The organism is Streptomyces fodineus, from assembly GCF_001735805.1.
GTDB classification, from domain to species: Bacteria; Actinomycetota; Actinomycetes; order Streptomycetales; family Streptomycetaceae; genus Streptomyces; species Streptomyces fodineus.
Genome location: NZ_CP017248.1, coordinates 7,401,080 through 7,422,083 on the forward strand (window position 1 = coordinate 7,401,080; position 21,004 = coordinate 7,422,083).

The following is a 21,004-nucleotide window of genomic DNA, read 5'->3' on the forward strand; positions in this document are numbered from 1 at the left end:
AGTAATGCCCCTGGGGTGCGCACCGGCCCGAACCTACTGTCGGCGCCATGCGCTACCTCGCCCCGATTCTCATCGGATTCGTCTACGTCCTGCTGATGTCCCTCGTCCCCGAGCCGCACCGGCGCCGCCTCAACGCGGTCATGGTCGCCGGCGCGGGCGCCGCGTACCTCAGCGGTGGCGGCCTCGGCGGCTGGGAGTTCGTGTTCACCGCGGTGGCCACCTACGTCGCCTACAAGGGCCTGGACTCCTGGGCCTGGATCGGCGCCGGCTGGCTGCTGCACACGGCCTGGGACGTCGTGCACCACCTCAAGGGCCACCCGATCATCCCGTTCGCCCACGACTCCTCGTTCGGCTGCGCGCTGTGCGACCCGGTGATCGCGGTGTGGTGCCTCGGCGGCGGGCGCTCGCCGTGGGAGCGGCTGCGCGGCACCGATGAGTTTTCGCGCGCCGGCCGGTCAGCCCTTCGTACGAGGAGTGCAACCGTGAAGGAGTGAGGCATGACCATCGTCGACCTCGGCCCGCAGACCCGGATCCTGGCGCGGCTCGCCGAGTCCGTGACCGACGGGCAACTGACCGCGCCCACACCGTGCCCGGACTGTGCGGTGCGCAACCTGCTGGGCCACATCCACATGCTCTCCGTGGCCTTCCGTGACGCGGCCCGCAAGGACGTCGGTGCGACGACCGACACCAACCCGAACGCCGCCGTGCCGGACATCGGCCCCGGCTGGCGCGAGGAGCTGCCCAAGGCCCTCGACGAACTCGCCGACGCCTGGCGCGACCCGGCCGCCTGGACCGGCATGACCCGCGCGGGCGGGGTGACCCTGCCGGGCGAGGTCGCCGGTGCCGTCGTCGCCGACGAACTGGTCATCCACGGCTGGGACTTGGCCCGCGCCACCGGCCTGCCCTACGCTCCCGACCCCGCCGCCCTGGACTCGGCCCACGGCTTCCTCCTCGCGGCGGCCGAGGACCCGAACCGCGGCGGCGGCCTGTTCGGCCCGGTCGTCCCGGTCCCGCAGGACGCGCCGCTGCTGGACCGGGCGGTGGGGCTGAGCGGACGGGACCCGGGGTGGCGTCCCTGACGGAAACAGCCACCGCCGCGCCGGTTCACCGGGCGCATGACGCCACAGCGCTTCGCGGCGCCCCCCGGCCCGGTGGACGGGGACGTGCGGGACCGCAGGGGCTGGGTGGCCCCGGCGATCGCGACCGCCCTCGTGATCGTGCTCGGCCCGGCCGCCCTTTTCCTCGGCGGGCTGTCCGTCGACAGCTCCGGGTCACGCACGGCAACACACCGTGACGCCGCGGCATGGGCTCTGCCGAGCCCGGGTTCCGCTTGCCCGAGTGAGCCGAAGCGCACCGCCGGCCGTCGTACTCTCCCCCCATGCCTCTCACGCTCACCGTCCTCGGCACCGCCTCCCCGCATCCCGGCCCCGGCCGGCCCTGCTCGGGATATCTGCTGTCCGGCGGGGGCGCCGAGGTGTGGGTGGACGCGGGGCCCGGTACGTTCGCCGCATTGCAGCAGCACACGGATCCCGCGCGGCTCACCGCGATCTGGATCTCCCATCTGCACGCCGACCACAGCGCCGATCTGCTGTCCGCCGCCTACGCCTTCGCCTTCGGCGGGATGACCCCGGCCGCACCGATCCCCGTGTACGCCCCGCGGGACTGCGCCCACCGGCTGGCCGGCTTCTTCGGGCGGGCGGACGTCGACTTCCTCAAGGGTGTCTTCGACTTCCGGGCCCTGTACGACGGCCACGACGTCCGGCACTGGAACCTCCGCCTCACGGCCCGCGCCGTCGCCCACGGCACCGAGGCGTACGGGCTGCGCGCCGAGTGCCAGGGGAGTGTGCTCGCCTACTCCGGGGACAGCGGCCCCTGCGCCGCACTCGGTGAACTCGCCGCCCACGCCGACCTGTTCCTGTGCGAGGCCGACATCGACGCGCATCGCGAGGGCGAACGGGTCCATCTGACACCGGAGGACGCCGGGCGCATCGCCCTGGACGCCCGCGTACGCGAACTCCTCGTCACCCATGTCGGCCCCACGCTCACCCGCGAGACGGCCACCGCACGCGCCGCCGCGGTCTGCGGCCGGCCCACCCGCATCGCTGTCGAGGGTGACACCCGCACCTTCTGACGGCCTCCGGCTTCCGTTTGTCAGAGGCATTGACGAAACACCGGTCCCCTCCTACCTTCATCGCGTCATACTTCGTACGTCATATATGAGACGCGATACGTGAGATCCGAGAGGACCGTATGACCACTGTGCCCACCCCGATCCCGTCCCGCACGCAAGTCGTACTGGACGCGATCAAGCACGGCATCCTGACCGGGCGGCTGACGCCCGGCCAGGCCCTGGTCGAGACGGAGCTGGCCGCGCAGTTCGGGGTGTCCAAGACCCCGGTGCGCGAGGCGCTGAAGACACTCGCCGGGACCGGACTCGTCGTGATGAGCCAGTACAAGGGCGTCACGGTGCGCATGGTGGACGCGGACATGGCGCGCGAGGTCTACGATGTACGGCTGCTGCTCGAGCCGGAGGCGCTGCGCAGGGCCGTCCGGCGAGGCGCCTGCCTGGACGCCGCGCGCGACGCGCTGACCCGGGCCGACGCCGCCACCGACACCGCCGAACGCTCCCTCGCCAACCGGGAGTTCCACCGCGCCCTCTACCTGCCGTGCGGCAACCCGCTGCTCGGGCGGATGCTGGACGGGGTCCGCGACCAGGCCGCTCTGGTCTCCGCCGTCGCCTGGGCCGCCGACCCCTCCTGGGAGCGGGAGGCCGCCGAACACCGGGAGATCCTGCGGCTCGCGCTCGACGGTGACTCCGAGGGCGCGGCGAGCGCCCTGCACGCCCACATCGCGTCCTTCCTCCAGCGCGCTTTCCCCGCGGACACCGAGGGAGCGGAGGTGGCCCGCCCCCACCCGCAGGAGGGACAGCGATGAGCAGTGTGACGTTCGAGTCCCAACGGGCGGCCCTGGCCGACGTGGTGGCCATCCCGGTGACGCCCTTCGCCGCGGACGGTTCCGTCGACCGGAACGCCCATCGGGCCCTGCTGCGTCGCATGCTCGACGGCGGGATCCGCACCCTCACCCCGAACGGCAACACCGGCGAGTTCTACGCCCTCACCCCCGAAGAGCGCCGCATGGTCGCCGAGTCGGCCGTCGAGGCGGCCGGCGACCGTGCCGCGGTCCTCGTCGGCGTCGGCCACGACCTGCCCACCGCGATCGCCTCCGCCCGGCACGCCCGTGACCTCGGCGCCGGGATGGTGATGGTCCACCAGCCCGTCCACCCGTACGTCTCGGCGGCCGGCTGGGTCGACTACCACCGCGCCATCGCCGAGTCCGTGCCCGAGCTGGGCGTGGTGCCGTACATCCGCAACGCGGCGCTGCCCGGTGCCCGGCTCGCCGAACTGGCCGGCCACTGCCCGAATGTCATCGGGGTCAAGTACGCGGTCCCCGACGCCGTCCGCTTCGCCGGTTTCGCCCGCGACGCAGGCCTCGACCGTTTCGTCTGGGTCGCCGGCCTCGCCGAGCCGTACGCCCCCTCCTACTTCTCCGCGGGCGCCACCGGCTTCACCTCCGGACTCGTGAACGTCGCCCCGGCCGTTCCGCTGAACATGATGGAAGCGCTTCGATCCGGCGACTACCCGGCCGCCATGAGGGTCTGGGAGCAGATCCGCCGCTTCGAGGAACTCCGAGCCGCCCACGGCTCCGCGAACAACGTCACCGTCGTCAAGGAAGCCCTTTGCGCACTCGGCCTGTGCCACCGGGACGTCCGCCCGCCTGGCAAGCCGCTGCCCGAGGACGAGCGCGCCGAGGTCGCCGCCATCGCCGCCGGATGGTCCATATGAACGCCCCTGCGAAGAAGCTGAGAAGCCATCAGTGGTACGGGGCCGAGGGCCTGCGGTCCTTCAGTCACCGGGCCCGGACCCGGCAGCTCGGGTATCTGCCCGAGGAGCACCTGGGCAAGCCCGTGATCGCCGTGCTCAACACCTGGTCCGACATCAACCCGTGCCATGTGCACCTGCGGGACCGCGCCCAGGCCGTGAAGCGGGGGGTGTGGCAGGCCGGCGGTTTTCCGCTGGAGTTCCCGGTCTCGACGCTGAGCGAGACCTTCCAGAAGCCCACACCGATGCTCTACCGGAATCTGCTGGCCCTGGAGACCGAGGAACTGCTGCGCTCGTATCCGGTCGACGGGGCCGTGCTGATGGGCGGGTGCGACAAGTCCACGCCCGCGCTGCTGATGGGTGCGGCCAGTGCCGATCTGCCCGCCGTCTTCGTGCCCGCCGGGCCCATGCTGCCGGGGCACTGGCGGGGCGCGGTGCTCGGGTCCGGTACGGACATGTGGAAGTACTGGGACGACAAGCGGGCCGGTCTCATCGGCGACTGCGAGATGACCGAGCTGGAGAGCGGCCTGGCCCGCTCGGCCGGTCACTGCATGACCATGGGTACGGCGTCCACGCTGACCGCCGCCGCCGAGGCCCTCGGCGTGACCGTGCCGGGCGCGTCGAGCATTCCCGCCGTCGACTCCGGGCACGACCGGATGGCCGCCAGGGCCGGGATGACCGCCGTGGAGCTGGTACGGAACGATCGCAGGCTGTCGCGGATCCTCACCCGGGAGGCCTTCGAGGACGCCGTCACCACCGTCCTCGGCCTCGGCGGCTCCACCAACGCCGTCATCCATCTGATCGCCATGGCGGGCCGCGCCGGGGTGAGGCTCACCCTGGACGACTTCGACCGCATCGCCCGGACCGTGCCCGTCCTCGCCAACGTCCGCCCCGGCGGCCGGACGTACCTCATGGAGGACTTCCACTTCGCGGGCGGCCTGCCCGGCTTCCTGTCCCGCATCACCGACCTGCTCCACCTGGACCGGCCGACGGTGTCGTACGACACCCTGCGCGAGCAGCTGGAAGGCGCGCAGGTGCATGACGACGACGTCATCCGCCCGCGCGGCAACCCGGTCGCGAGCGAGGGCGGGGTCGCCGTCCTGCGGGGCAACCTCTGCCCGGACGGCGCGGTCATCAAGCACATCGCCGCCGAGCCCCGCCTGCTGAAGCACACCGGCCCGGCCGTCGTCTTCGACGACTACAAGGCCATGCAGCGCACCATCGACGACCCCGCGCTCGGCATCACCGCCGACAGCGTGCTGGTGCTCCGGGGCGCCGGGCCCAAAGGCGGCCCGGGCATGCCCGAGTACGGCATGCTCCCCATCCCCGGCCACCTGCTCAGGCAGGGCGTACGGGACATGGTCCGGATCTCCGACGCCCGGATGAGCGGCACGAGTTACGGCGCCTGCGTGCTGCACGTGGCCCCGGAGTCGTACGTCGGCGGCCCGCTGGCGCTCGTGCGCACCGGGGACCTCATCACCCTGGACGTCGACGCCCGCAGTCTCCATCTCCACGTCGGCGACGAGGAGTTGGAGCGCAGGCGGGTCGCGTGGACGCCACCGCCCGCCCGGTACGAGCGCGGCTACGGCGTCCTCTACAACGGGCAGATCACCCAGGCCGACACCGGCTGCGACTTCGAGTTCCTGGCCCGGCCGGGCCACGTGCCGGACCCGTACACCGGCTGACCCACGCATCGACAGCGGTGAAGCGCTTTCACCATGTGGGGGGCGGGTGAGAAGTTGCGTATCGATCGGATAACGGGCATCGCAACCCTGTGAGTTATGCGCGTAGATAGTCCCTGACCTGGTACATCACTCTCATTCACCAGATCCGGAGAATCCATGCGGAAGTCCCACAGAGTCGTCGCCGCCGGTGCAGCCTGTGCTCTCGCCGGAGTCGCGCTGTACGGCGCGGGCGTGGCCACCGCCGGGCAGTCGACGGCGAACTCAACCCACGAGCCCTACAACATAGGGCAGTTGGTGAAGGACATCGACACCTACTACGGCACGACCGCCGACAGCAATGGCGTCTACCAGGCGTCCCCGGACAGCCCGTACGCCAAGGACCTGGCGCAGATCGACGCCGATGCCAAGCGCTATATCGACAAGGCGGCCCGCAAGGCGCACCGCCACGGCGAGAAGCCGGCCGTCATGTTCGACATCGACGACACGCTGCTGCTCAGCCTCGACTACGAGAAGCGCTACAACTACACGTTCAACCCCACCACGTGGAACGACTACGTGAACAAGGCCGACCGCCCGGAGGTCTTCGGCAGCCCCGAGCTGGTCCGGTACGCCGAGTCCAAGGGCGTCGAGGTCTTCTACAACTCCGGTCTGAGCGAGGCCCAGCGCGCCGCCGCCGTCGCGAACCTGAAGAAGGTCGGCGCCGATGTGAACCTCGACGCCGACCACATGTTCCTCAAGGACAAGGCCAACCCGCCGGCCTACCTGAGCGACTGCGCCACCCCGAACGGCTGGACCTGCACGACCGTGCAGTACAAGTCCGGGACGCGCAAGCACATCGAGGACGACCTGGGTTACGAGATCATCGCCAACTTCGGCGACCAGTACTCGGACCTCGACGGCGGCTACGCCGACCGCACGTACAAGCTGCCGAACCCGACCTACTTCGTCAGCTGAGCCCGTTCCCCGCGCCCCAAGGGGCGCGGGGAACCGCGCGATCGAACGAATGCGCCCAGGAGTGGCCTCTTCTCGGTGCGGCTCTGGGGGCTGACTGTACGGGGAGCCGGACAACGTATGGTCCACCGAACCGGATTCCGTAACACAGGGAAAACCTGAAACAGATTGAACGGGGGAACAATCCAGCCAGCATCCGCACACTGATCAACCAGGTGACGAGGAGTGGGACCATGTCAGTGGACCAGTACTTCAGGATCTCCCAGCGGGGATCCACGGTCGGCCGGGAGATACGCGGCGGCTTCGCCACGTTCTTCACCATGGCCTACATCCTTGTCCTGAATCCGATCATCCTGGGCAGCGCCAAGGACAAGTACGGACACACCCTCGCCACCGGCCAGCTCGTCACCGCCACCGCGCTGGTGGCCTGCGTGATGACGGTCGTCATGGGCGTCGGCGGCAATCTCCCGCTCGCCATCGCCGCCGGCCTCGGCCTCAACGCCGTCGTCGCCTTCCAGCTGGCCCCGCTGATGAGCTGGCCCGACGCGATGGGCCTGGTGGTCCTGGAGGGCCTCGTCATCTGCCTGCTGGTCCTCACCGGGCTGCGGGAGGCGATCATGAACGCGATCCCGCAGCAGCTGAAGCAGGCCATCGGCGTCGGCATCGGCCTGTTCATCGCCTTCATCGGCTTCGTGGACGCCGGGTTCGTCAGCCGTATCCCGGACGCCGCGCACACCACCGTGCCCGTCCAGCTGGGCGCCGTCGGGCGCCTGACCGGCTGGCCCGTGCTCGTCTTCTGCGTCGGCGTGCTGCTGACCATCGCGCTGCTCGCCCGGAAGATGAAGGGCGCGATCCTCATCAGCATCATCACGATGACCGGCGTCGCGATCGTCATCAACGCCGTCGCCGACATCAAGAGCTGGGGCCTGACCACGCCCAAGGTCCCCGACAAGATCGTGGCCGCCCCGGACTTCGGGCTCATCGGTCACTTCAGCCTGTTCGGCGGCTTCGCCAAGGCCGGCGTCCTCACCGCCGTCCTGCTGGTCTTCACCCTGATCCTGTCGGACTTCTTCGACGCCATGGGCACGATCGTCGGCATCAGCGCGGAGGCCGGGCTGCTGGACGAGAAGGGCCAGGTGCCCGGCATCGGCCGCGTCCTCTTCATCGACGGGGCCGCCGCCGCCGTCGGCGGTCTCGGCTCCGCCTCCTCCAACACCGCCTACATCGAGTCCGCGGCCGGCGTCGGCGAGGGCGCCCGCACCGGCCTCGCCAACCTCGTCACCGGCGGCCTGTTCGGCCTCGCCCTCTTCCTCACCCCGCTGCTCACCATCGTCCCGCTCCAGGCGGCGGCGCCCGCGCTGATCGCCGTGGGCTTCCTGATGATGACCCACGTCAAGCACATCGACTGGGACCGCTACGAGATCGCCGTCCCGGCCTTCCTCACCATCGCCGCGATGCCGTTCACCTACTCCATCACCGACGGGATCGGCGCGGGCTTTGTGTCCTACGTGGTCATCAAGACGGTGCTGGGGAAGGCGCGGGAGGTCAACTGGCTGTTGTGGGGCGTCTCGGTGCTGTTCCTCGTGTACTTCGCGATCGACCCCGTCGAGCAGATTCTCGGGGTCAAGTAGGCACTACTTCAGTGCCGCCTGCATCATCGCCTTGGCCACCGGCGCCGCCAGGCCGTTACCGCTGACCTCGGACCGGGCCGCGTCCGACTGCTCGACCATCACGGCGACCGCCACTTCCTTGCCGTTTCCGTCGGACTTGGCGAAGGACGTGAACCAGGCGTACGGCGTCTTGCTGTTGTTCTCGCCGTGCTGGGCGGTGCCGGTCTTGCCGCCGACGGTGGCGCCGTCGATCAGGGCGTTCGTGCCGGTGCCGTCCTTGACCACCGTCTCCATCGCCGACTGGAGTTGCTCGGCGGTGGAGGAGCTGACGATCTCCTTGGTGTCCGCGCCGTCGTCGTAGTTCTGCAGCACATCACCGCCGCTGTCGGTGATCTGCGACACCATATGCGGCGAGACCAGCTTGCCGCCGTTGGCTATGGCCGCGGACACCATGGCCATCTGCAGCGGGGTCGCGGTGACGTCGAACTGGCCGATGCCGGACAGCGCGGTCTGCGCCTGGTCCATGCCGGAGGGGTAGCCGCTGGCGTAGGCCCGCACGGGTACGTCCTGCTTGTCGTCGTTGAAGCCGAACTTCTCGGCCATGGCCTTGACCTTGTCCTGGCCGAGCTGGACGGCCATATGACCGAAGACGTTGTTGCAGGAGTACTGCAGGGCCTTGCGGATCGAGGCGTTCTTGCAGGGCGCCGACCTGTTCTCGTTCACCAGCACGTGCGTCGTGCCCGGCGGGGTGTACGGGTCGGGGCTGTCGGTCGGGTCGTCCACGTTCTTGTACAGCCCGTTCTCCAGCGCGGCCGCCGCCACGACCAGCTTGAACGTCGAGCCCGGCGGCAGCGGCTGGCGCAGCGCGCGGTTGGTGAGCGGCTTGTCCTGGTCCGCGTTCAGCTGCTTCCAGGCGGACCCGGCCGTGTTGGCGTCGGTGAGCGAGGAGGGGTCGTACGACGGCGTGGACACCGCCGCGAGGATCTTGCCGGTCTTCGGGTCGATCGCGAGGGCCGCGCCCTTCTTGCCACCGAGCGCGCCGTAGGCGGCCCGCTGCACGTCCGGGTCGATCGTGGTGAGCACGGTGCCCGGGTCGGCGCGCTTGCCGGTGAGCGTGTCCATCACGGTCTTCAGCCGGCTGTCCGTGCCGTTGAGCAGGTCATGGTAGATGCCCTCCAGCTGGGTCGGGGCATAGGCCTGCGAGGCGTAGCCCGTCACCGCGGCGTAGAGCTTGCCGTCCCGGTACGTCCGCTTGTACGCCAGGTCGCTCCCTTTCGTCCGCGCGGAGCCGGTGATCGCGTTTCCGGCCACGATGATGTTCCCGAGCGGCTGCGAGTACGTCTGGATCGCGTTCCGCCGGTTGTCGTTGTCGTCCGCGAGGGCCTTGCCGTCGTAGAACTGCACCCATGTCGCCCGGACCAGCAGAGCGAGCACGAGCAGCAGCGCGAAGACGGACGCCCGCCTGATCGTCTTGTTCATCCCGTCGAAAAGACGATCGAGAGGGGGCCGATCGTTCCCGTACGCCCGGATTTCTCATCCCACGCTCAGGAAACCGGCCTCGTACGCGGCGATCACCGCCTGGGTACGGTCCCGGGTGCCCGTCTTGGCCAGCACCGCCGCCACGTGCGACTTCACCGTGGCGGGGCCCACGTCCAGCCGGCGGGCGATCTCGGCGTTGGTCAGTCCGTCGGCCATGTGCCGCAGCACGTCGCGCTCGCGTCCGGTGAGTCTGCTCACCCAGGGCGCGGCCGGGGCGGCCTTGCGCCCGTGCTCGGCCGCGAGGGCCCGTACGGCCGACGGGAACAGCAGGCTGTCGGTGCGTGCGACCAGCCGTACCGCCTGCACGAGAGCGTCGGCGTCCGCCCGCTTGAGCAGGAACCCGGACGCTCCGGCGCGCAGCGCGTCGTACACATAGGAGTCGTTCTCGAAGGTGGTCACGACGACGACCCGGGGCGGCTCGTCGAGCGTGGCGAGGATCTGCTCGGTGGCCCGGATGCCGTCGATCTCCGGCATGCGGACGTCCATGAGGACGACATCAGGCCGCAACTCCCGGACGACGGACACGGCCTCGGCGCCGGTCGCCGCCTCACCGACCACCTCCACATCGGGCTCGACGGAGAGGATGGCACGCAGGGCGGTGCGGACCATGCGTTCGTCGTCGGCGAGGACGATCCGGATCGCGGGCTGGGGCATGCGGGTCCTTTCAGTGCTCACGTGGCCTTCAACGGCAGTCGTACGGCGACACGCCAGGTGTCTCCCGACGGTCCCGCCTCCGCGGTGCCGCCCAGCAGCCGTACCCGGTCGGCGATGCCCCGCAGACCGTGGCCGCCGCCCGGCCGGGGAGCCGCGGCCCTGCCCAGGGGGTTCTCGACGGAGATCTCCAGATGACCGTCGGCGGTGGCGATGCGGACGGCGACCGGCGCCCCGGAGTGTTTCAGGGCGTTGCTCAGGCCCTCCTGCACGATCCGGTACGCCTCCCGGGAGACCAGCGGCGGCAGCGCGGCGGGGTCGGTGTCGACGGTGGCCGTCACACACTGCCCGGCGGCCCGGGTCCGGCGCAGCAGCCCGTCCAGGTCGCCCGCGAGGGTCGGCGCGGGTGCGGTGCCCGGCGCGTCCCCGTCCCGCAACACGCCCAGCACGGCGTCGAGTTCGCCGACCGTGCGCCGGGTGGTCTCCTCGATGGCGGCCAGCGCCTCACGGACGAACTCCGGGTCGGTGCCGAGGAGCCGGCGGGCCGCGCTCGCCTGGAGGGTGACGGCGCTCAGGGCGTGCCCGACGGAGTCGTGCAGCTCGCGGGCGAGCCGGTTGCGTACGGCGAGGTCGGCGGCGCGGGCCTCGGCGGCGGCCAGCCGGTCCTGCGGGGTGGGCCCGAGCAGCGCGGGCGCCCAGCGGGCCAGCAGCGCCCCGCAACCGGCGGCGCACGCGGCGAGCGCGACCAGCCCGGCCAGGCCCGCGACCGGGTCCAGCGCCAGCATCCAGCCGTGGTCGAGGACGGGCAGGCCGAGCGGGTGGCCCAGCGCGGCGAGCAGGGGCAGGACGATCAGCGTCGCCGCGGCCGGCGGCACGGACAGGGACATGCCCGAGATGATCCCGCCGAGACCGAGGTGCAGCGTGAACCAGGCCGCCGTACGCGCCCGTTCGGCGGGCGTGCGTGCGGGTCCGTGGGCCAGGGCGTCCCCGTCGATCCCGCACAGGGCCCGCACCGCCGTGGACTCCAGCGGCCGGGTCAGCGGGAACAGCGAGGTGACCGCGGCGACGGGCAACCCGAGGGCGAACGAGCCGAGTTGGAGCGGAAGGGAGCCGAAGACGTTGTCCACGCCGGTGAACGGCCCGATGAACACCGAGCCGACGAGGACGTACGGCATGGCGAGCGCGCCGCCCAGGATCAGATGGATCCAGCGGCGCCGCGCCCGGCCGCCGAAGAGCGGCCTCAACATCCGTGTCACTGAGGGGCCTTGCCGGACCGGTCCGCGAGGAAGCGGGCGGTGACGGTCGCCACGAGAAAGCCGGTGATCATCTGCCCAGCGTAGGTGAGCCCGGTCAGCGCTGTCGGCCGGTCGCCCGTCACCAGCGTGGCCAGCGACATCCAGCCGCCCCAGCAGGCCACCGCCGCGGAGCCGGTCCAGGCCAGCGCCAGCGGCACGGCGACGGGCAGCGTACGGCCCCGGCGGAAGGCGAGCTGCCAGGCGCCGGTGACGGCCGCGGCGAGGAAGAGGACGTAGACGAACTCCATGGACCGGTCCCCGCCGCCGGCCGGCCCGATCGCCCCGCAGCCCCGCAACAGCCGCACCGTTCCCGGGAACAGCGCGACAAGCGCCGCCGTCGTCGCCGTCAGCCGCTGCGCCGCCCCGCCGCGGGCCGGCAGCTCCCGCATCCGCCCCCGCCACAACCGCCCCCAGCGCTCGCGGGCGTACCCGGTGAACAGCGCGCCCAGCGCCAGTCCCTGCACGATGAACCCGCCGTACACCACCCCGAAGACCCAGTCGTCGAGAAAGGGCTTGTCCCCCGTGCCGCCCCTGCCGCCTTCGCCGCCGTGCAGGACGAGCTGCAGCGGGAAGCCCACCATGATGGGGGAGAGGAGACCCACGGCGAGCCACATCGGCACCGCGAGCAGCCAGGCCGGCACCCGCCTGCCCCAGGGGCGGGTCAGCAGCAGCGTCAGCACGACGACGGCCGCGTCCATCAGCACGGTGAGGCCGTTGGCGAGCGCCATGGTCAGCCGGTGCTCCAGCAGCGGGCTGCCGTCCGGGATGCCGAGGTGACTCCCGGCGACCCAGGCGAGCTTGAGGGACAGGTAGGGCAGGCAGGCGGTGATGGCCACGAGCCGGAGCGAACGGCGCCGCACGGAGATGCGGCCCGCAACGGCGGCCGTTGAGATCGTCATGCCTCAACACTCCCGTGCGGCCGTGGGTGTTCACCTCCTGCGGCCCGACGATCCGTCTCCGCCGCACGGGGGAGACGCGCAGGCCTCCAGGACGAGCACCACCTCGTCGATCTCCCGGCCCCGCCCGTTGGCGTACCCCCGCGCGCGGGCCGTCTCACGGAACCCGCACTTCTCCAGTACCCGCAGCGAGGCGGTGTTGTCGGCCGCCGCCCGTGCGTACAGCGGCCGTTCGGGGACCTCGGCGAGCAGGGCCCGCAGCGCGGCGGTCGCCACCCCGCGGCCCCAGTACGCGCGGTCGATCCAGTACGTCACCTCACGCTCGCCCGGCTCCCCGTAGACCGCGGCACTGCCCACCACCCGCCCGTCGGCCAGCACCGTCCGCGGTACGTCGGAGGAGGCACGGATGCGTTTCCACTGGGCGTCGAAGGCCTCCCGGTCGGCCGGATCCGCAGGCCCGAACGCGGCCATACGGAGCGCCTCCGGATCCCTCATCTGCCGAAAGAACACCGGCAGATCACTGTCCCGCACGACACGCAGCGCGATCTCCATGAAGCCCGAGCCTACGACGCCGGGAGCGCCGCGCCCACGACGGCAGCGGAGCCGCGCTATGACGGCAGCGGAGCCGCGCCACGACGGCAGCGGCATCGCGCTACGAGGGCATGGCCGGCGTATCTGTGCGGCACGGTCGGAGCGCCTGCATGGCACGGTCGGCGCGCCTGTATGGCACGGGCACAGCGCCCATGACGGCCGAGACGGTGGGCCGGTACGAGGGGCGAGTCCCAGCGTCCGCCCTCGGAGCCGCCGGATCGCCGGGCGCCGCGCTGCGATGGCGGGGTTGGTGCGTTTGCGCGGTACGGGTGTTCCGTGCCTGACGGCCGCGTAGTGGGCATGACGGCACGGACGGCGAGAGCCTCTGCCCGTCCGCCCTCGGAGCCGCCGGATCGCCGGCGCGCCGCGCTGCGACGGCAGGGTTGGTGCGCGTGCGCCGCGCGGGTGCCGGGCCCATGACGGTACGGGTGCCCATGACCGGACGGGCAGCGGGCCCACGGCGGACGTGCGGCAAGCCCATGACCGTATGGGCGGCGAGCCCCTGGTCGTTCGGTCTCAGAGCCTGCGGGTGGCCAGTGTCAGGCGGTCGCGGGCGTCGAACAGGGCGTCCTTGATCATCTGTTCGTGGGCGGGGGTCAGCCGGGCCACCGGTACCGAGCAGCTGATCGCGTCCCGGGCCGGGGTGCGGTACGGGATCGCCACGCCGAAGCACCGCAGGCCCAGCGTGTTCTCCTCGCGGTCGACCGCGAAGCCCTGCTCCCGCACCTGGTGCAGCTCCTCGATGAGCTTCTCCCGGTCGGTGAGGGTGTTCTCGGTCAGCGCGGGCAGGGTCTCCGGCAGCAGCTTGCGCACCTGCTCGTCGGTGTACGTGGCGAGGATCGCCTTGCCGAGGGAGGTGGAGTGGGCCGGCAGCCGGCGCCCGACCCGGGTGAAGGGGCGCAGATAGTGCTGGGACTGGCGGGTGGCCAGGTAGACGACGTTCGTGCCGTCGAGCCGGGCCAGGTGGATCGTCTCGGTCGTGTCGTCCGAGAGGCGGTCCAGGGTGGGGCGGGCCGCCGCCACCACCTCGTCGCCGTCGATGTACGACGTGCCGACCAGCAGCGCCCGCACCCCGATGCCATACCGCGTGCCGGTCGCGTCCGTCTCCACCCAGCCCAGCTCCACGAGCGTGCGCAGCAGCATGTACAGGCTGGACTTGGGGTATCCGACGGCCTCCTGCACGGCCGCGAGGGAGTGCATACCGGGCTTCCCGGCGAAGTACTCGAGCAGTTCAACCGTCCGCACCGCGGACTTGACCTGTGCTCCACCGCCTGTCTCGGCTGCCGACATCGCCCTTGACCCCTTCGTTGGACGCCAAATAGTCTCCAACAGCATATTCATCATCAGAGACGGCGTTCAGTATATCGAACACCCCTGAGGGATGAGCCAGTACTGCGGCATGACAGTGGAGGGAACCCGCGGTGGCAGCAGCACCAGTCTGGAGTGTCGACCCGCGCACCGGGAAGCAGCGTGAACAGGTTGCGGTGGAGGCCACAGCCCAGGAGGTGGACGCGGCGGTCAGGGCGGCCCACTCCGCCCGCGGGGCCCTCGCCGACCGCGCCGTGCGCTCCGCCTTCCTGCGCTCGGCCGCCGCGGGCCTGGACGCGGCCAGGGACGGTCTGGTCGAGACCGCCGACGCCGAGACGGCGCTCGGCCCGGTCCGGCTGACCGGCGAACTCGCCCGCACCGGCTACCAGCTGCGGGCCTTCGCCGACATCGTCGACGAGGGCGCCTTCCTCGACGTCGTCATCAACCACCCGGACGCCACCGCGACCCCGCCCATCCCGGACCTGCGCCGCTACAAGATCCCGCTCGGCGTCGTCGCCGTCTACTCCGCCTCCAACTTCCCCTTCGCCTTCTCCGTCGCCGGCGGCGACACCGCGAGCGCGCTGGCCGCCGGCTGCCCGGTCGTGGTCAAGGCCCACCCCGACCACCCGGCCCTGTCCGAGCTGGTCGCCAAGGTGCTGCGCCGGGCCGCCGCCGAGCACGGCATCCCCGAGGGCGTCGTCGGCCTCGTGCACGGCTTCGAGGCGGGCGTGGAGCTGATCAGGCACCCGCTGGTCGCCGCCGCCGGCTTCACCGGTTCGGTACGGGGCGGGCGGGCCCTCTTCGACGCCGCGGCGGCGCGTCCCGTGCCGATCCCCTTCCACGGTGAGCTGGGCTCGCTGAACCCGGTCCTGGTGACGCAGGCCGCCGCCGCCGAGCGGGCCGAGGAGATCGGCATCGGGCTCGCCGGATCCATGACGCTGGGAGCCGGGCAGTTCTGCGTCAAGCCGGGTCTGGTGCTCGTGCCGTCCGGCGCCGCGGGCGACGGACTGGTCAAGGCCCTCACCGACGCGGTGAGCAACACCGAGGCGGGGGTGCTGCTCGACCACCGGATGCGGGACAACTTCATCGCGGGGGTGGCCGAGCGCGCGCGGCTGACGGACGTGGACTCCCCTGTCACCCCGGGTGCGGGCGGCGAGCACACGGTCAGCGCCGGGTTCCTCACGGTGCCGGCGAACAGGCTGGCGACGCAGGGCGCGTACGACCTGCTGCTGGAGGAGTGCTTCGGGCCGGTCACCGTGGTGGTCCGCTACGAGGACGAGGCCGAGGCGACGGCGGTCCTGTCCCGTCTGCCGGGCAACCTGACGGCGACGGTTCAGCTGTCGGCCGAGGAGGCGGCCGGGCAGGGCCGGGGCGCGGAGCTGCTCGCCGAGCTGACTCCGCTGGCCGGGCGGGTCCTGGTGAACGGGTGGCCGACGGGTGTTGCCGTGGCTCCGGCCCAGCACCACGGCGGGCCCTACCCCGCGACGACCTCGACCTCGACCTCCGTGGGCGGTACGGCGATCGAACGCTGGCTGCGGCCGGTCGTCTACCAGAACGCTCCGCGGGCGCTGCTCCCCGCCGAGCTGAAGGACGACAACCCGCTCGGGCTGCCGCGGCGGTTCAACGGGGTTCTGGAGCGATAGCGCCCGTTGACACAAAGGCTCTGGTGCGACAATCGGACCATGGACGTGGAACTCCCCGAACTCCCCTTCCCCCTGCGCACGTACGGGCCCGACGGGCACTGGACGTACGAGGACGGCGTCCTCACCGGATGGGCGGGGCCCCGGCAGGACCGGTTCGTCACGCCCACCGGCGAGGCTCTGGACCCCGCCTCCGACGCGCCCCGGCTGCTGGGGGCACCGGAAGGGGACTTCCAGCTGATCGCCCGGGTCACCGTCGGGTTCAACACGTCCTTCGACGCGGGCGTGCTGTACGTCCACGTCGGCGAACGGGCCTGGGCCAAGCTGTGTCTGGAGTACTCCCCGGACGTGGCCACCGTCTGCACGGTGGTCACCCGGGGGCACTCCGACGACGCCAACTCCTTCACGGTGGAAGGGAGTTCGGTCTTTCTGCGGGTCAGCCGGACCGGGCGGGCCTTCGCCTTCCACGCCTCCCGGGACGGTGCCCGCTGGACCTTCGTCCGGCTGTTCACCCTGGGCGACGAGAAGGAGACCGGTGCCGCGCTGGTCGGCTTCATGACCCAGTCGCCGCTGGGGGAGGGGTGCGTGGTGACGTACGACCACCTCGGCTTCCGGCCCGGCTGGCCGGACGACCTCCGAGACGGCAGCTGAGGGCGAAGGCCAGGGCGAACAGGATCGCGCCCAGCACCAGGCTCACCCGCATCCCGGCGGCGAACCCGCCGCCCACCAGCGCACCGAACACCGCGATCCCGAGGCCGCCGGCCACCTGCCGCGCCGCGTTGAGCACTCCGGCCGCGAGGCCCGCCCGCTCGGCCGGCACGGCGTCCAACATCACGGCCGTAGCGGCGGGACGGTCAGCGCGCAGCCGAGGGCCATCGGGATGAGCAGGACGGCCACCACGGCGGCGGGCGTGCCCGAGCCGACGGACAGCAGGCCCAGCAGGCCCGCCGCGGCCGGCGCCCGGCCGACCGGCATCGGCAGGCGCGGACCGTGGCGACCGGCGGCCACCGCCTGCGGCCTCGGCACCGCCGACTCCCTGCGCACCCACCTGGTCCGCGGCGCCGCGCTCCCAGTTCAGCCGCCTGGGAACCGGGACCGGTGCGGTCACGTCCTCCGTTGCATGATCAGTGAACGAGTCAAAGGCGCTCTGGTGATCCGCACCGCGGTGTCCGCCGAAGCCGAGGTCATCGCCGATCTGCACGCCCGGGCCCGCTCGACGTACTACCCGGACGGTCTCCCGCAGGCCGACTTCGACTGGGTCGAGGCCTGGCGGGGATCCATCGAGCGCCCCGACGGGCATGTGCTGTGCGCCGTCGAGCAGGGCCGGATCGCCGGCATCGCCTCCTTCCGCACCCCGGACGGCGCACCCGCGGAAACGGTCAAGCTGTTCCAGTTCCACGTCGACCCCGGCCACTGGCGCTCGGGCATCGGCACGGCCCTGCACGCCGCGTGCGTGGAGGAGTGGCGCGCGGACGGCAAGCGCGCGGCCGTCCTCGACGTGCACGTGGACAACCGGCGCGCCCAGGCCTTCTACACCCGCCAGGGCTGGGTCCCGGACCCCGGGAACCCGCCCGCCGAGGGCGACCACCACCTCTTCCTGCGCTACGCGGTGGGCGGGGAATGAACACGGCTGCTTGAACGTTCACGTACTGGTGGCGGAGAGAGCCTCCGTGCCCGTACGACCTGGAGAGAGCCGAAGACATGCGCGTCGAGATCTGGAGCGACATCGCCTGCCCCTGGTGCTACGTGGGCAAGGCCCGCTTCGAGAAGGCGCTCGCTGCCTTCCCGCACCGCGACGACGTCGAGGTGGTGCACCGCTCCTTCGAGCTCGATCCGGGCCGCGCCAAGGGCGATGTCCAGCCGGTGATCACCATGCTCACCAGGAAGTACGGCATGAGCGAGGCCCAGGCCGAGGCGGGCGAGGACAACCTGGGCGCCCAGGCGGCGGCCGAGGGCCTGGACTACCGCACCCGGGGCCGCGACCACGGCAACACCTTCGACATGCACCGCCTGCTGCACTTCGCCAAGGAGCAGGGCAGGCAGGACGAGCTGATCCAGATCCTGTACCGGGCGAACTTCGCCGAGGAGCGGTCCGTCTTCACCGAGGGCGAGGAGCGGCTCGTCGAGCTGGCCGCGGAGGCCGGACTCGACGCCGGGGCCGCCCGCGCGGTGCTCGCCGACCCGCAGGCGTACGCCGACGAGGTCCGCGCCGACGAGCGCGAGGCCGCCCAGCTCGGCGCCACCGGCGTGCCGTTCTTCGTCCTGGACCGGACGTACGGCGTCTCCGGCGCCCAGCCCGCCGAGGTCTTCACCCAGGCGCTGACCCAGGCCTGGGGCGAGCGTGCCCCGCTGACGCTGCTCGAGCAGGGGGACCAGGGGGAGGGGGCCGCGTGCGGGCCCGACGGGTGCGCGGTGCCGCGGCAGGGCTGAAGCCGCAGGTCGGCGCGCATGTATAAGGCTTCCTAAGCGAGTCCCCGTAAAAATTCGCAATGGACGGGGAGTTCCGCGACCCGCACAGTGGGGTCATGGAGACCTTCGAGAGCCTCGTCCGCGCCGAGTTCCGCCCGAAGAACACCTATCTGAACACCGCGAGCAGCGGCCTGCTCCCGGCCCGTACGGTGGCCGCGCTGCACGAGGCGGCGGCCATCCGGGCCGAGGGCCGGCCGCTGGATCCGCTGTTCGACGACGTCGAGGCCGCCCGGGCCGCCTTCGCCCGGCTGGCCGGGGTGCCGGTGGCCCGGGTGGCGGCGGGCGCGTCCGTCTCCTCCCAGACGGGCCTGATCGCCGCCTCGCTGCCCGCGGGAGCGGAAGTCCTCACCGCCGAGGACGACTTCACCTCCGTGGTGAACCCCTTCCACGTCCGCGGCGACCTCAAGGTCCGCGCCGTACCGCTGGAGCGCCTCGCCGAGTCCGTCCGCCCCGGCACCGCGTTGGTCGCGGTCAGCGCGGCACAGTCCGCCGACGGCCGGGTCGCCGACCTCGACGCCCTGCGCGAGGCGGCCCGCACCCACGGCGCCCGTACCTACGTGGACTTCTCCCAGGCCGCGGGCTGGCTGCCGATGGATGCCGAGGCCTACGACTTCACCGTGGCGACGGCCTTCAAGTGGCTGCTCGGCCCGCACGGGGCGGCCTTCCTCGTCGTCCCCGAGGACTTCGGCGGGCTGTCCCCGCTGCTGGCGGGCTGGGTCGCGGCCGAGGAACCCTGGAACAGCTGCTACGGACCGGTGGCCGAACTCGCCCACTCGGCACGGCGGTTCGACGTCAGCCCCGCCCTGTTCACCTACACCGGTGTGCGCCGCTCGCTCGCCCTGATCGAGGAACTGGGCGTGGCCGCCGTACACGCCCACGACCTGGCGCTGGCCGACCGGTTCCGCACCGGACTCGCCGCGCTCGGCCACGAACCCCTGCCCGCCCCCGGTTCGGCGATCGTCTCCGTCCCCGGACTCGGCGCACGCCAGCCGGAGTTGAGCCGTGCCGGCATCGAGGTCTCCAACCGCGCGGGCAACCTGCGCGCGTCCTTCCACCTCTACAACACGGAAGCGGACGTGGACCGCCTGCTGGACGTGCTCTCCGGCTGACGGCACGGCCGGGCCGGAGCCCCCCGTCCCACACGAGGAGGCCCCGGCCCGGAGCCGTACGTCAGGCGACTACTTCACCGGCGTGAAGTCCCGCGCCCCGATGAACTCCGGCCTGCGCACCGGAGCCGCGAACGGCTCGACCGCCTTGTTCTCCACGCTGTTGAACACGATGAAGACGTTGCTGCGCGGGAACGGCGTGATGTTGTCGCCGGAGCCGTGCATGCAGTTGCAGTCGAACCAGGTGGCCGAGCCCGCCTTGCCGGTGAACAGCCGGATGCCGTGCTCAGCCGCCAGCGAGGTCAGCGCCTCGTCCGACGGCGTGCCCGCGTCCTGCATCTGCAGCGACTTCTTGTAGTTGTCCTCGGGCGTGGCGCCGGCACAGCCCAGGAACGTCCGGTGCGAGCCCGGCATGATCATCAGGCCGCCGTTGGTGTCGTGGTTCTCGGTCAGCGCGATCGAGACGGACACCGTGCGCATGTTCGGCAGGCCGTCCTCGGCGTGCCAGGTCTCGAAGTCCGAGTGCCAGTAGAAGCCGCTCGCGCCGAAGCCGGGCTTGACGTTGATCCGGGACTGGTGGACGTACACGTCCGAGCCGAGGATCTGCCGGGCGCGCCCGACGACCCGCGGATCGCGCACCAGGTTCGCGAACACCTCGCTGCTCCGGTGCACCTCGAAGACCGAGCGGATCTCCTTGGACTTCGGCTCGACGATGGAGCGCTCGTCGGCGCGGATCGCCGGGTCGGTGACCAGCCGGTCCAGCTCGCGCTTGTAGACCTCGACCTCGTCCGGGGTGATCAGCTCCTCGATGGCGAGGAAGCCGTCACGTTCGTACGCCTGCAGGTCGGCCGTGGCGATCGGGCCCGGGGTGTCCGGGGAGCCCCAGACGACCGGGTCCTGACGCGGGACGGCCACCTCGGTGGTGCCGCGGGTCGGGTAGAGATCGGTGACGCTGGCAGTGGTCATGGGTTCTCACACCTCCTCGGGCTCGGTGAGCAGCGGGTAGACGCCGTTCTCGTCGTGGTCCTCCCGTCCGGTCACGGGCGGGTTGAACACGCAGATGCAGTGGAAGTCCTCCTTGACGCGCAGCGTGTGCCGCTCGTGCCCGTCGAGGAGGTACATGGTGCCGGGCGTGATGGTGTACGTCGTCCCGGCCTCGTGGTCGGTGAGTTCGGCCTCGCCCTTGGTGCAGACGACGGCCTCGATGTGGTTGGCGTACCACATCGACGTCTCGGTGCCGGCGTACAGGATGGTCTCGTGCAGGGAGAAGCCGACCCGCTCCTTGGCGAGGACGATCCGCTTGCTCTCCCAGGTACCGGACTTCGCCTTGACGTGCCGGTCGGTGCCTTCGATGTCCTTGAACGATCGGACGATCACGTGGTGCA

The 21,004-nt window shown here is 71.6% G+C and carries 21 protein-coding genes and 1 pseudogene; 13 read left to right on the forward strand and 9 right to left on the reverse strand.

What is annotated here, in order from left to right; genetic code table 11:
- The first annotated feature begins 47 nt into the window (after window positions 1-47).
- The 8 genes from BFF78_RS31850 (at window position 48) to BFF78_RS31885 (ending at window position 8,145) form a co-directional block, all read left to right on the forward strand.
- Window positions 48-494, forward strand: a complete 447-nt coding sequence (locus tag BFF78_RS31850; RefSeq protein WP_069781577.1) for a DUF6010 family protein — start codon at window positions 48-50, stop codon at window positions 492-494.
- A gap of 3 nt (window positions 495-497) precedes the next feature.
- Window positions 498-1,079 (forward strand): TIGR03086 family metal-binding protein, encoded by a 582-nt coding sequence (locus BFF78_RS31855; protein WP_069781578.1) that lies wholly within the window; start codon window positions 498-500, stop codon window positions 1,077-1,079.
- 299 nt (window positions 1,080-1,378) lie between these two features.
- Window positions 1,379-2,131: an MBL fold metallo-hydrolase gene (locus BFF78_RS31860; protein ID WP_069781579.1), complete on the forward strand. Its 753-nt coding sequence runs from the start codon at window positions 1,379-1,381 to the stop codon at window positions 2,129-2,131.
- 119 nt (window positions 2,132-2,250) lie between these two features.
- A complete protein-coding gene (locus BFF78_RS31865) occupies window positions 2,251-2,934 on the forward strand; it encodes a GntR family transcriptional regulator (protein ID WP_069781580.1) in 684 nt (227 codons plus the stop codon).
- Window positions 2,931-3,842 carry a dihydrodipicolinate synthase family protein gene (locus BFF78_RS31870; RefSeq protein ID WP_069781581.1) on the forward strand — a complete coding sequence of 304 codons (912 nt, stop codon included), beginning with the start codon at window positions 2,931-2,933 and terminating at the stop codon, window positions 3,840-3,842. Before BFF78_RS31865 ends, BFF78_RS31870 begins: the two co-directional genes overlap by 4 nt.
- Complete coding sequence (gene araD, locus BFF78_RS31875) at window positions 3,839-5,563, forward strand: L-arabinonate dehydratase (protein WP_418346711.1); 1,725 nt, start codon at window positions 3,839-3,841, stop codon at window positions 5,561-5,563. Before BFF78_RS31870 ends, araD begins: the two co-directional genes overlap by 4 nt.
- A gap of 156 nt (window positions 5,564-5,719) precedes the next feature.
- Entirely contained in the window at window positions 5,720-6,517 is a 798-nt protein-coding gene (locus BFF78_RS31880) for an HAD family acid phosphatase (RefSeq protein ID WP_069781583.1), read from the forward strand.
- Window positions 6,518-6,747: 230 nt separating this feature from the next.
- Window positions 6,748-8,145 carry an NCS2 family permease gene (locus BFF78_RS31885; RefSeq protein WP_069781584.1) on the forward strand — a complete coding sequence of 466 codons (1,398 nt, stop codon included), beginning with the start codon at window positions 6,748-6,750 and terminating at the stop codon, window positions 8,143-8,145.
- 3 nt (window positions 8,146-8,148) lie between these two features.
- Here BFF78_RS31885 and BFF78_RS31890 read toward each other — a convergent pair whose 3' ends face one another.
- The 6 genes from BFF78_RS31890 to BFF78_RS31915 all read right to left on the reverse strand — a co-directional run bounded on the left by BFF78_RS31890 (window position 8,149) and on the right by BFF78_RS31915 (window position 14,386).
- Window positions 8,149-9,603: a peptidoglycan D,D-transpeptidase FtsI family protein gene (locus BFF78_RS31890; protein WP_069781585.1), complete on the reverse strand. Its 1,455-nt coding sequence runs from the start codon at window positions 9,601-9,603 to the stop codon at window positions 8,149-8,151.
- Window positions 9,604-9,657: 54 nt separating this feature from the next.
- The gene (locus BFF78_RS31895) at window positions 9,658-10,317 is read right to left on the reverse strand and encodes a response regulator transcription factor (RefSeq protein WP_069781586.1); all 660 of its coding nucleotides are present in this window, start codon (window positions 10,315-10,317) and stop codon (window positions 9,658-9,660) included.
- A gap of 17 nt (window positions 10,318-10,334) precedes the next feature.
- Window positions 10,335-11,561, reverse strand: a complete 1,227-nt coding sequence (locus tag BFF78_RS31900) for a sensor histidine kinase (protein WP_069781587.1) — start codon at window positions 11,559-11,561, stop codon at window positions 10,335-10,337.
- Between the two features lie 5 nt (window positions 11,562-11,566).
- Window positions 11,567-12,508: a hypothetical protein gene (locus BFF78_RS31905; protein ID WP_069781588.1), complete on the reverse strand. Its 942-nt coding sequence runs from the start codon at window positions 12,506-12,508 to the stop codon at window positions 11,567-11,569.
- A 30-nt stretch (window positions 12,509-12,538) separates the two neighbouring features.
- Window positions 12,539-13,057 carry a GNAT family N-acetyltransferase gene (locus BFF78_RS31910; RefSeq protein WP_069781589.1) on the reverse strand — a complete coding sequence of 173 codons (519 nt, stop codon included), beginning with the start codon at window positions 13,055-13,057 and terminating at the stop codon, window positions 12,539-12,541.
- 555 nt (window positions 13,058-13,612) lie between these two features.
- Window positions 13,613-14,386, reverse strand: a complete 774-nt coding sequence (locus BFF78_RS31915; protein ID WP_069781590.1) for an IclR family transcriptional regulator — start codon at window positions 14,384-14,386, stop codon at window positions 13,613-13,615.
- Window positions 14,387-14,517: 131 nt separating this feature from the next.
- On the opposite strand from BFF78_RS31915, the gene BFF78_RS31920 reads away from it, so the two are divergent.
- Entirely contained in the window at window positions 14,518-16,047 is a 1,530-nt protein-coding gene (locus BFF78_RS31920; RefSeq protein WP_079161565.1) for an aldehyde dehydrogenase (NADP(+)), read from the forward strand.
- A 39-nt stretch (window positions 16,048-16,086) separates the two neighbouring features.
- Window positions 16,087-16,695, forward strand: a complete 609-nt coding sequence (locus tag BFF78_RS31925; RefSeq protein WP_069781592.1) for a DUF1349 domain-containing protein — start codon at window positions 16,087-16,089, stop codon at window positions 16,693-16,695.
- Here the strand turns inward: BFF78_RS31925 and BFF78_RS43860 are convergent.
- Window positions 16,598-17,046 (reverse strand): annotated as a pseudogene (locus BFF78_RS43860) (MFS transporter); the annotation flags it as partial. The gene BFF78_RS31925 and the pseudogene BFF78_RS43860 overlap by 98 nt on opposite strands.
- Before the next feature lie 118 nt (window positions 17,047-17,164).
- Between BFF78_RS43860 and BFF78_RS31935 the strand changes: the two are divergent.
- The 3 genes from BFF78_RS31935 to BFF78_RS31945 all read left to right on the forward strand — a co-directional run bounded on the left by BFF78_RS31935 (window position 17,165) and on the right by BFF78_RS31945 (window position 19,622).
- Complete coding sequence (locus BFF78_RS31935) at window positions 17,165-17,668, forward strand: GNAT family N-acetyltransferase (protein ID WP_193433581.1); 504 nt, start codon at window positions 17,165-17,167, stop codon at window positions 17,666-17,668.
- 77 nt (window positions 17,669-17,745) lie between these two features.
- Window positions 17,746-18,474: a DsbA family oxidoreductase gene (locus BFF78_RS31940; protein ID WP_069781595.1), complete on the forward strand. Its 729-nt coding sequence runs from the start codon at window positions 17,746-17,748 to the stop codon at window positions 18,472-18,474.
- A 95-nt stretch (window positions 18,475-18,569) separates the two neighbouring features.
- On the forward strand, window positions 18,570-19,622 hold the full coding sequence (locus tag BFF78_RS31945; RefSeq protein ID WP_069783940.1) for an aminotransferase class V-fold PLP-dependent enzyme: 1,053 nt from the start codon (window positions 18,570-18,572) through the stop codon (window positions 19,620-19,622).
- A 69-nt stretch (window positions 19,623-19,691) separates the two neighbouring features.
- Here BFF78_RS31945 and thpD read toward each other — a convergent pair whose 3' ends face one another.
- Window positions 19,692-20,585 (reverse strand): ectoine hydroxylase, encoded by an 894-nt coding sequence (gene thpD, locus BFF78_RS31950; protein WP_069781596.1) that lies wholly within the window; start codon window positions 20,583-20,585, stop codon window positions 19,692-19,694.
- A gap of 6 nt (window positions 20,586-20,591) precedes the next feature.
- Entirely contained in the window at window positions 20,592-20,996 is a 405-nt protein-coding gene (locus tag BFF78_RS31955) for an ectoine synthase (RefSeq protein WP_069781597.1), read from the reverse strand.
- Window positions 20,997-21,004 lie beyond the last annotated feature (8 nt).